The 2,611-nt window shown below is 32.2% G+C and carries 1 protein-coding gene and 2 pseudogenes; 2 read left to right on the top strand and 1 reads right to left on the bottom strand.

Going from position 1 to position 2,611, the window contains the following annotated elements:
* A pseudogene (locus tag ACFIO3_RS11210) lies at positions 1 to 192 on the top strand (leucyl aminopeptidase family protein); the annotation flags it as partial.
* Between the two features lie 165 nt (positions 193 to 357).
* Positions 358 to 1,230, top strand: a complete 873-nt coding sequence (locus tag ACFIO3_RS11215) for an NlpC/P60 family protein (protein ID WP_375608019.1) — start codon at positions 358 to 360, stop codon at positions 1,228 to 1,230.
* Between the two features lie 1,241 nt (positions 1,231 to 2,471).
* Here the strand turns inward: ACFIO3_RS11215 and ACFIO3_RS11220 are convergent.
* Positions 2,472 to 2,611 (bottom strand): annotated as a pseudogene (locus tag ACFIO3_RS11220) (8-oxo-dGTP diphosphatase MutT); the annotation flags it as partial.

Below are 2,611 nucleotides of genomic sequence, written 5' to 3' on the forward strand. Positions count from 1 at the left end.
CTTAACAATGTAACTGGAAATAGCTTTGCTGGCTCTATAATCGCTGCTTTATTTCTTAATTCTTTTGTTGAAAAAACCAAACTTTTTGCCCATTTCGACCTTTATGGATGGGTTCCAAAAGAAAAACCAGGGTATCCTGTCGGTGGTTCCGCACAAGTTATTCGTGCTCTTTATAATCTCTTTAAAAATTAATTTTGACATAAAACAAACATAAAAATGGACAATTTTAGAACTTTAAGAGCAATTGTTCTTCATCTTTAATTGTGTTCTGTAATTTATTTGAGGATAAAAATTCTACCAATACAATTATTATGAGCCTATTTAAAGGAAAAAAAACAAAGGATGAAAGATAAATAAATGTTCCCTAGAGATCCGAGATTACATGCGTTCAGAGAAGATCTAGCAGACGAACGTCTTAAAGGCGAAATTACAGCTCAGCGCTTTGTGCAAGGTGAAAAAAGACGCGTTAATGTACCTGTTGCTGGATTGTTTAAAGAAAATAATAACAAAAGTGAAATGCAGACAGAGTGCTTATACGGAGAAGAACTTCTCATCTTTGAGCATGGAGAAGAAATGTCGTGGGCACAATCTCTCAAGGATGGTTATGTCGGTTATATTGATACAAAAGTTCTTTGTACATCAACCGTAGAACAAACACATGTTGTTACAGCGCCACGTACTTTTCAATATTCCCAAGCTGACTTACGTGGACCAGTAGAATATCCTTTATCTATAGGAAGTAAAGTAAGCGTTGTTAATGAAGTTGAAGTCCGTGGGACCAAGTATTCTATACTTGAAAATGGGGGCGCAATCGTTAGCGATCATCTCAGTCCAATTGGCAACGTCGTGTATAAAGATTATGTTAAAGCTGCTGAAATGTTGATCTATACACCTTATCGTTGGGGTGGAGCCAGTGGTTTTGGAATTGATTGCTCAGGACTGGTCCAACTTTCTATGACAATGGCTGGTCAAGTTGTTTTACGCGATACTGATATGCAACAAAAAACTATAGGAAATCCACTCTCAGATAGTGATAAACTTCAACGAGGTGATTTGATTTTTTGGAAAGGTCATGTCGCTATTATGACTGATTCTGAAAATATTATTCATGCAAATGGTTCCTCTATGGATGTTACGATCGAACCACTGGAAAAAGCAGTTACGCGTATTGCTCAAAAATGCCAGCGATATCCTGTAGAAAAACGACGTCCAACAACACTGGGAATATAGTACGTGCTTTTACATGAATATGACAATGTGGGCTATTGTTGGCTGTTTGCTTCATATCGACGTAAGAAGGTTTTTATAAATTGAATTTATATCAAATGGGGTGCATTGCTTAATTATCCCCTAAACCTCGGTATTTAAGAGGATTGTACTTTTTTATATATAAAACTTATTGAGTTTTTGTATTTTTTTTAGTGATGGGTGTGCGAATAGAGGTTAGAGAATAAGATTTTCTAACATACGCCCTACAGAGTTGCATTCTCTTTTACCAATTTTCTCCATGTATGTTTTGAATTTTGCTAAGTTATGTTGTAAAAAAATATTCAATATTTTTTCAAAAGTTTTTATCAACATACACTGTCCTTTGGATATTGCAAAAATTCAGCACCCAGCTTTCTCAATGGCTTTTTTAAATCATCATTTTTTACAATAATGTGTTGATTTTAAAAATAAAAAAGCATTATGCAACTCAAATGAGATCTCTTGCCATTCGTATTTTTCACTGTTCCACATATCCTTTTACTTTGCATTAAAAAATTGTCCAATGACAGCTTGTTAAATGGGTTTGCATGTAATTTGGAAAGTAGTTGAAATATAGATTAAATAGATAACGCATAAACTGTTAAAATATAATGGAAAGTATAACGTTGATTTTAAGAAATTATAATAAAGTTAATTCATAAGTTTATAAATATAAAAATAGCAACTTTCAGTGTATCTTGTATTATTCATTCATAGATAATGCTAAAAGATGAATTGAAAAGTAAATTCTCTCAATCAATACGCAATTGAATAATACAAGCGTGATACTATTTATAAGTACCTTCTATTATTATAGAATATAAAAAACATAAGACACTGCATAGTCTTTATCATTTTAAAAATATTGCTTTGCATAATTTTGAAAGCTATAACGCTACACAAAAAGGAAATGGATAAACCACACAATAATTTCTACCTTTATGCTTTTATCTTTTTCCAAAACGAATATACTTATCCTTCTATTAGCTTGTTCTTAAACAATTTTTTCTGATTTAGAGAAAGAGTATTTAAACAATGAAATAGTACAACATGAAGAGAGACAGTTTTATGTAAAGGATATTTTATGATTATAAATCAATATGTTGATTTTAATATGCATCATCATGATGAGGAAGCAGTTTTTTATGCAAAAAAATCCTTTTGAATCCTTGCTCAATATGTATGCAATACACACCACACGATATTCTCTTCTCACAAACTCATTAAAGAAGAAAATTTCTCAATAACTGAATTAATGGTTTATCTGCATCAGGCATAGGATATTGATCAAGATCATTAATAAAAACCCATTCTAAATTTTGCCCTTCTCGTCCTTGTGCAACGCCCTCATAATGGTCACAAA

The organism is Bartonella sp. AD328YNZD, from assembly GCF_042196425.1.

Bases quoted from the DNA above. Each gene is read 5' to 3' on its own strand.
- ACFIO3_RS11215 (WP_375608019.1), top strand. From the start codon at position 358: ATGTTCCCTAGAGATCCGAGATTACATGCGTTCAGAGAAGATCTAGCA.